This is a genomic window from Flavobacterium sp., assembly GCF_046155325.1.
Classification (GTDB): Bacteria; Bacteroidota; Bacteroidia; order Flavobacteriales; family Flavobacteriaceae; genus Flavobacterium.
On sequence record NZ_JBJXDQ010000106.1, the window covers coordinates 1 to 7,650 of the forward strand.

Annotated in this window: 8 protein-coding genes; all 8 read right to left on the reverse strand. The window is 32.7% G+C overall.

All coding sequences use genetic code 11. The annotated features are described in order from the left end of the window. Positions 1-1,463 (reverse strand): OstA-like protein (locus ACKVOD_RS07235; RefSeq protein ID WP_409208799.1); only part of this gene is annotated, 1,463 nt, incomplete at its 3' end. A 429-nt stretch (positions 1,464-1,892) separates the two neighbouring features. Beyond that, the gene (locus ACKVOD_RS07240) at positions 1,893-2,207 is read right to left on the reverse strand and encodes a hypothetical protein (protein WP_409208800.1); all 315 of its coding nucleotides are present in this window, start codon (positions 2,205-2,207) and stop codon (positions 1,893-1,895) included. Between the two features lie 12 nt (positions 2,208-2,219). Beyond that, positions 2,220-2,975 carry a DUF3108 domain-containing protein gene (locus ACKVOD_RS07245; protein WP_409208801.1) on the reverse strand — a complete coding sequence of 252 codons (756 nt, stop codon included), beginning with the start codon at positions 2,973-2,975 and terminating at the stop codon, positions 2,220-2,222. Between the two features lie 110 nt (positions 2,976-3,085). Beyond that, a complete protein-coding gene (gene rfbD, locus ACKVOD_RS07250) occupies positions 3,086-3,958 on the reverse strand; it encodes a dTDP-4-dehydrorhamnose reductase (RefSeq protein ID WP_409208802.1) in 873 nt (290 codons plus the stop codon). Further along, complete coding sequence (gene rfbC, locus ACKVOD_RS07255) at positions 3,952-4,503, reverse strand: dTDP-4-dehydrorhamnose 3,5-epimerase (protein ID WP_409208803.1); 552 nt, start codon at positions 4,501-4,503, stop codon at positions 3,952-3,954. Before rfbC ends, rfbD begins: the two co-directional genes overlap by 7 nt. 55 nt (positions 4,504-4,558) lie before the next feature. Next, positions 4,559-5,563, reverse strand: a complete 1,005-nt coding sequence (locus tag ACKVOD_RS07260) for a hypothetical protein (RefSeq protein ID WP_409208804.1) — start codon at positions 5,561-5,563, stop codon at positions 4,559-4,561. 77 nt (positions 5,564-5,640) lie between these two features. Further along, entirely contained in the window at positions 5,641-7,164 is a 1,524-nt protein-coding gene (locus ACKVOD_RS07265; RefSeq protein WP_409208805.1) for a GH3 auxin-responsive promoter family protein, read from the reverse strand. A gap of 10 nt (positions 7,165-7,174) precedes the next feature. After that, positions 7,175-7,650: peptidase (locus ACKVOD_RS07270; protein WP_409208806.1), on the reverse strand; the 476-nt coding region annotated here is incomplete at its 5' end.

A 7,650-nucleotide genomic window follows, 5' to 3' on the forward strand; every position in this document is an offset into this window, starting at 1 on the left:
CGCCACTCAAATCCCCTAAGTTTTCGGGCATTTTCGGGCAAGTCTTTTTCGGGGTAAATATCGCCATCTACATTGTCAAAAAAGGTGATTGTTTCAATTTTACTTGTATCGTCCATGAGCATGTTTATTCTGCTACTCACGTTTTTGTTGATGCCAATTAACTCATTTTGTTCGTTTCGCATATAATAAATTACCTCAGTGTTTTTGACAACATCCACTTCTTTGAGCTTGTTGGCTTTAAATTTTCCGTATAGATTAAGTCCCTTTATTTGGTTGTAACCGTTTCCTATAGTGTCTTTTGATATGATAAAGGTGTTATTGAGTATTTTGAGCGAGTCTAATTTTTCGGTTTTATTATTGCCTATTAAGTGCATCACATCACCTGTCATCTGGTTTTCAACATTCCACAATATAGGTCTTCCTATGAGTTTAGTTAAAGACTCTTTTTGATTGGAGTGTATCGAGTCGCATTTGCCGCTTAAATCGGTTTTAAAAAATCGAACATTGTTAAATCCTGTTATTTTTCGCTCTCCTATTTTACCAGTAACAATTATCCTTTTGGCATGAATAAACATTGAATCTTTTTCGATCAAATATCGTATTGAGGCGTGTTTGGTAATAAATAATGAGTCTTTGTTTTTATATACTTCTCCATAATGTCCTTTGATGATGGCCTTGTTGATCGAATCAGTAATTTTGACATTGTGGGTTCCGGAAGCAAATTCTCTTTTTCGGTCATAATACAAACTATCGCCTTCAATCAATCGGTCTTTGTATTTGATATAAGACTTCCGTTTAAAATTTCCAATGTTCTTCTTACTATTATAATAGCCGTTTTCGGTATAAATAAAATTTTCTTTGCCTGTAATTGTCGAAGGACCCAACAAATAAGAATCTCCTTGAGCGGTATAATAATCAAGATGATTTGATTTTATGGTGTATTCAGGATTTGTTAAAACCACAGCGGTTAAAAACTGGTATTTTTTTTCTTTAATATAATATCGTCCTACTTTACTTTTTAAAGTATTGTTTTTATTGATAATGGTTCCGTAATTATTAAAATAGGCTTCTTGCGAATTTCTATCAAAATTGATGGTGTCCGTAGTCATAGTAGATTCGGGCGATCTCATTACGACGTCTCCCGTCGCAAAGGCTTTCTTTAGATTACCATTATATTCAGCGAATTTGCTGTTTAAATATAAGGTGTCGCCTTGAACCATTTGGACATTCCCAAATGTTTTAATGTAGTTTTCACTTTTAAAATAATAGGCTTTATTACAAGTCATGACTATTCCGTCATGGCTCACTCTAACATTTCCGGTTAACAAGGTGGCATCAGGCAATTCAATTTCGTTAATATCTACAAAATCTGAGTTTTCAATAACAATCTTATTGGGTTTTTGTGCTAAAACAAGGGTAAAATGCAATAGCAATAGTCCAATAAGGATTAGTTTTTTTTTCAAGAATTTTATATTTTTCTTGTTTGAATTTTGGTTTGTATGATGAAAGCTTTGAATCAAAACTAAATTAGAATAATTATTGGTTGTAAAACTATACATTAATTACCGTAATACCAATGTAGTCTTTAGAAATTCAAAAAATGGTTCCCCTAAAAATGTCGTGATAAAACTCAAATACCTATCTGCTATTTCTTTCAATCTCTTTAGGTTTAATTCCTCGAAGCGCTACTTTGCTTTTTTGACACAGATTTACTTCGTCTATTCGCTACGCTCGGGTCACAAATTAACACAGATTTTTCTGTGCAAATTTACTTCGTCTGTTCGCTGCGCTCGGGTGTGAAATCTGTGTCTTTCTAATTTCTCTTGGACTCTGCCCCGAGAGGGTTTATTTTTGTCTACTTCGCGGAAACTATTTGTGAGGGTAATTGAAACCTACTCTAAATCCTCCAACTCTTTTTGTGCTTCATTCTTAGATTCCGCTTTTTGAGTTTCAAATTGCTGGTCTACTTCCACCTCATCTTGGGTAAAAACTTCTTTTCCTAGAACAAAAACTAAGGATAAAGTGGTGATAATTAAAAGCACTTTGACCCATTTTACCTGACTAGTATCTGATTTTTTTAGGGCTAAAAATCCAAAAACAAGGGCAATCCCCACCGGGATTAAAGCTAAAGTGCCAAGAGGCAAAAACGCAAAAACCACACTTAGAGTGGTAAAAAAAATGGTGATTCCTAATACTAATTTTCTCATAACTAAATGGTGTTAAATTCCTGATGCGTTTGACAGTCTAAGTTGTCCTGTTCCTACAGGGATACTAAATTTGATTAAGGCTGGTATTTTTTTGCTGTCGGCAGTAAGCCAAATGATGTTTTGGTCTTTCCCTTTTAATACTTTCGTTCTAGCGCCAATAGCAATTTTATAACATTCTTTGTTACCTAAATTCCCGACCGAAATGGTTTCTTTTCCCATAAATTTTATCACAACAGGAATTTCTTTTTCGTCAAATACCAGTTGGAACGATTTGGTTTGCCCATTTTTATAGTTTTGAAAATCAACCGTTCTGAGTTTATAAATCAAAGAAACGATGTCTTGAGTTCCATTTGAAATACCAAAGCTGTTATTTTTTTCAGGACTGTTTTTTCGCTTAGAGGTACTAACTACCGTTTTTCCATCTTTTTTGAAAACATATTTTTCGGTTTTGGTAAATCCACCCTCAAAAATGTTTCGTTTATACAGGCTTGGTTTCAAAGTAATGGGGTCAACATAAGACTCATACAAGTCCCTGATCTTAAAAAAAGAATCCCATTTGCTGAATGTTTCGGCCTCGCAACGTAAATGCAAAAAAGTCTTTTTTGAGGTGGTCATATTTTCAGTTTCCATCGTCACTTGGGCCAGTTGCGTCATTAAACCACTCATGTTATAAGAAGCCGCAAAAACTAATTTTTCGCCTGGTTTAATTTGAGAAAAACTGCTGTTGAAAAACAAAACAGCACAAATTAGATAAAAGGTTTTTTTCATTGTTTTAAAAATTAAATAATTACTGAACTTAAACTCTCTTCACCGCTTTTTATTGCAATTCCAAATGTGTTTTTTCCATTGTAACGGAAAAATTACAGGTGTTTTTTCTGTTATAACGGAAAAATTACAGGTTTTAAGCTTTCTTCCCAAGTTTTTATTTCAATTCCAAAAGTAGATTTTATCTTAGATTTATCTAAAACACTATATTTTGGCCTTTCGGCTGGCGTTGGATAACTTGTTGTTGGAATAGGGTTTAAATCGATATTGATGTGGTTTATTTCAAATATCTTTTGGGCAAAATCATACCAGGAACATTGACCATCGTTACTGAAATTGTATATTCCAAAAGCCTCACCCCGACCCTCTCCAAAGGAGAGGGAGGAGAAGAGTATAATTTTTACCAAAGCTTCTGCTAAATCGACAGCGTTTGTAGGAGTTCCTATTTGGTCGTTTACAACGGATAAGCTATCTCTTTCTGAACCCAATCGGAGCATCGTTTTCATAAAATTATTTCCAAACTGAGAATACACCCATGACGTTCTAATAATAAAATAATGCTCCAGAATTTCCTGAATAGCTTTCTCCCCATCTAGTTTAGTTTGCCCATAAACACTTTGTGGATTAGGGTAATCTTCTTCGGTGTAAGGAATTGATTTGTTGCCGTCAAAGACAAAATCGGTAGAAACATGAAGTAAAGTTGTGCTAAAATCGAGACAAACTTCGGATAAATTCTTTGCGCCAATAACATTAATTAAATATGCTTTTTCGGGTTCGCTTTCGGCTTTATCAACAGCGGTATAAGCCGCCGCGTTAATACAAAAATGAGGTTTTGATTGCGCAAAAATCTGTTTGCAATTTTCTTTATTGGTAATGTCTAAATCAGAAGAAGAACAAAATATAAATTGAATATTGGAATAATTACCTGCGATAAATTGAATAGATTGTCCTAACTGACCTCCGGCCCCTGTTACTAAAACTACCATACTTTCTTTGCATATTGTAGTGTTGGTAGTAGCTTATCTTTATCCGAAACTAATACCTCATCGTCTAAAAATTGCCAATTTATATTCAGTTCCGGATCATTATAAAAAATTCCAGCTTCGGATTCTTTGTTATAAAAATTATCGCATTTATAAAAAAATGTGGCTGTTTCACTCAATACCACAAATCCATGAGCGAAACCTCTGGGGATGAATAATTGGTTCTTTTTTTCGGCCGAAAGCACAATAGACACTTTTTCACCATACGTGGCAGAACCCGGTCTAATATCGACAGCTATATCAAGTACCTCGCCTTGAATAACACTAACCAACTTAGCTTGAGCATGTTCTCCTATTTGAAAATGCAAACCTCTCAAGACTCCTTTTGAAGAAAAAGATTGGTTGTCTTGGACAAAATGAACTTTTTGTCCTATACCACTTTGAAAACTTCTTTCGTTGAAGCTTTCCATAAAAAAACCCCTGTCATCATATATAATTTTGGGTTCAATACTGTAACAGCCTAGTGCATTAGTGGGAATGAAATTCATTTTTTAGTTTTTAATTCGCGGATATCAAGGATTCAAATTTAAAAATCAAAATCGATTATTTCGATACCGATAAGGCTTGTTGTTTTTTATAAAAACTCACAAAAAAGCGGATACAAATAAATCCAAATATGAAAAAGAAAGGTAAAATAAATTTTAATTTTCCGTTGATGCTTTTAGTGTTTTTTATATTGGTTGTTATACTTGATTCTTTAATGAATACATTCATGTTTTCAAGATTAATTTTTTGTGAAGCAATTTCATTTATCAAACTATTCTTTAATTCAAATAACGGATTGATTTGATTGTTTTCGTTATTATAAATTAAATTTTGATTCTTATTTTGTCTTAAATTATAAGACATAAATTTTAATAAAGAATCGATTTGAGCAATCTCTTGTTCATTTTTTTTTATTTTTATCAAGATATTATCTCTTGATATTTTAAGAATTGTTTTATAATAATCATTCGTGTTTATAAATTTCAATAATGGAGCTATAACATCAGCATGGTTTATTTTACCTGAAGAACTAATTTCGATTTTATGATTTGGATAATTTTTACTGGTCAATTTATCTTTAATTACGTCTTTTAAACTTCCTTCTTCAGCCAATAATTTTACCAATTCGAAATTTTGTGTGTTTTCAACATTTTTTGTAGAGGTAGAATAACTTACAAAATTGTAAATATCTAAAATGGGTTCAATTTTAATACTTCCAATACTCGACGAATTTTTAATACCTATACTTTTAAAAAACACTTGATCTTGCTCATTCAATTTTGAAGATAGGTAATCAACTTTAGAATAAAGGTAGTCTGAACCGCCAATATTTGGTGAAACAATAATTTCATGAGTGTAGGATTTTATGGTAGTATCCAAATAATAACCTGCAGAAACCCCAATTATAATTAATGTAGCTATTAAAATACTATTTCTTACCAAGAATAAAATTTGATTATAAATAAAGGCATTAATTCGTTGAATAAAACCATTGATGCTCTTTATAACTTGTCCCAAATCAATTTCTTGATCTTCTGTATTGTTTTGATTATTTGTACTCATATTGTTTTATTCGGTTTTAGTATTAGTCTAGCCTGTTTTTAAATAAATTTTACTTCGTGACTACAAAAGTACTGTTTTTATAATTTGATTAGCAAATCAACTATTTTTCTATCATTACTCAATCTTGGAATTTTGTTTTGTCCGCCTAATTTTCCAATAGATTTCATGTAATCTTGGAAACCATTTTTGACCACTTTGGTAATAATTAATTTTTTTAAAACACTGCCTGCTATTAAATCATCATAATATATGTTTTGTTTTCGCATGGCTTTGTCCAAAACATCTGATAAAGCATCCAAATTTTCGGGTTCTCCCGAAGCATCGGGATCAAACTCTATAAACCATTCATGATAGGGTAAGCCTTCGATTGGATTTATTTGTGGAGCGACCGTAAATTCATTTATTCGAATATTGGTTCCAACAATTGCTTCTTGCAAAGCGCTCTCGACTTCTTTTCCTATGACATGTTCGCCAAAGGCTGAGATATAATGTTTAATCCTACCCGAAACAATCACACGATAGGGTTTCAAACTAGTAAACTGAATTGTATCTCCAATATTGTATCCCCAAAGTCCAGCGTTTGTAGAAATAATCAAAACATAATTGACACCTAATTCGACTTCTCCTATGGTATACCGTTTGGGCCCCGTCCCGAAACTTCGGGATTCGGGATCGGTAAAAAATTCGTCACTTTTGATAAACTCATAAAAAATTCCAGAATTTAACAATAGCAACATTCCTTTTTCATGTTGCGAATCTTGGTACGCAAAAAAGCCTTCAGAAGCGGGGAATAATTCAATTGAATCTACTTTTCTTCCAATTAAATTTTCAAATTTCGCCCGATAGGGTTCATAATTAACCCCTCCATAAATAAACAAATTGAAGTTCTTAAATATTTTGCCTACTGGCCTTCCTCCTTTATGGCTCAATTTTTCGAAATACATTTGCACCCATGAAGGAATCCCTGAAATCACCGTCATATTTTGGTTAATAGTTTCCTCTACTATTGCATTAACTTTGGTTTCCCAATCCTCAATACAATTGGTTTCCCAAGATGGCATTCGGTTCTTTTGTAAATATGCGGGAACAAAATGGGCAACAATACCTGATAATCTTCCGAGTTTTATGCCGTTCTTTTCTTCCAAAATTGGACTTCCTTGCAGGAAAATCATTTTTCCATCTACAAAACTGGCGTTTCCTGTTTCGTGTATGTAATGCAAAATGGCGTTTCGAGCCGCTTCAATGTGATAGGGCATCGATTCTTTGGTAAGCGGAATATATTTGGCCCCAGATGTAGTGCCCGAAGTTTTGGCAAAATAAAGAGGTTTGCCTTTCCAGAGAATATTTTCTTCACCTTTTACAACTTTATCAATATAAGGTTTCAAATCTTCATAATCTCGAATAGGAACATTTTTGGCAAAATCTTCAACTTTTTTTATTTGGTCAAAATAGTGGTCTTTACCAAATTGAGTGTTTTTTGCTTGTTCAATTAAATCCAAAAAAACTTTGCGTTGGGTTTCTATAGGATTATTGGCCCAAGCTTGGGTTTTTCGATAGATGTGTTGGGCAAAAGCAGTTGCTAAAAAAGATTTTAAGGACATGGATACTATTTTATTTTTTTGGAACCTTGTTTTTTGAAGTGCTATTTTTTTTCTCTTCTTCTGCCACTTGTTTTCTTAAAGTTAATTCTTCTTTTGAAGGAGACAAATCAACATTAGCAGGTGTTTCTTCGCTTGACGCTAAAATAGAATCTTTGCTAAATTTTGCATATTCTAGCTCTCCTGTCAAGACTTTTTGAATCGATTGAATATAGGCTTCATTTTTTTTCAAGGCTTTTGATAAAGAATCTGATTTTAAGGCAAGTTCCATAGCATCCCTTTTTAATTTGGATGAAGAATAGCCTGGTATAAATTCTCTTAAAGGGGTAAAAGCAATAATTACTATGGTAAACGAAATTAAAAAAATAGCACTCAACGAGACTATAACAAATACATTCATCAGGTTTAATTTGAAAGAAAAAATTTCTTCAAAAGTATCTTCATTTAAAATAACCAAACGGTTTTTTAAAAATAATTTGTTTAGGAGTA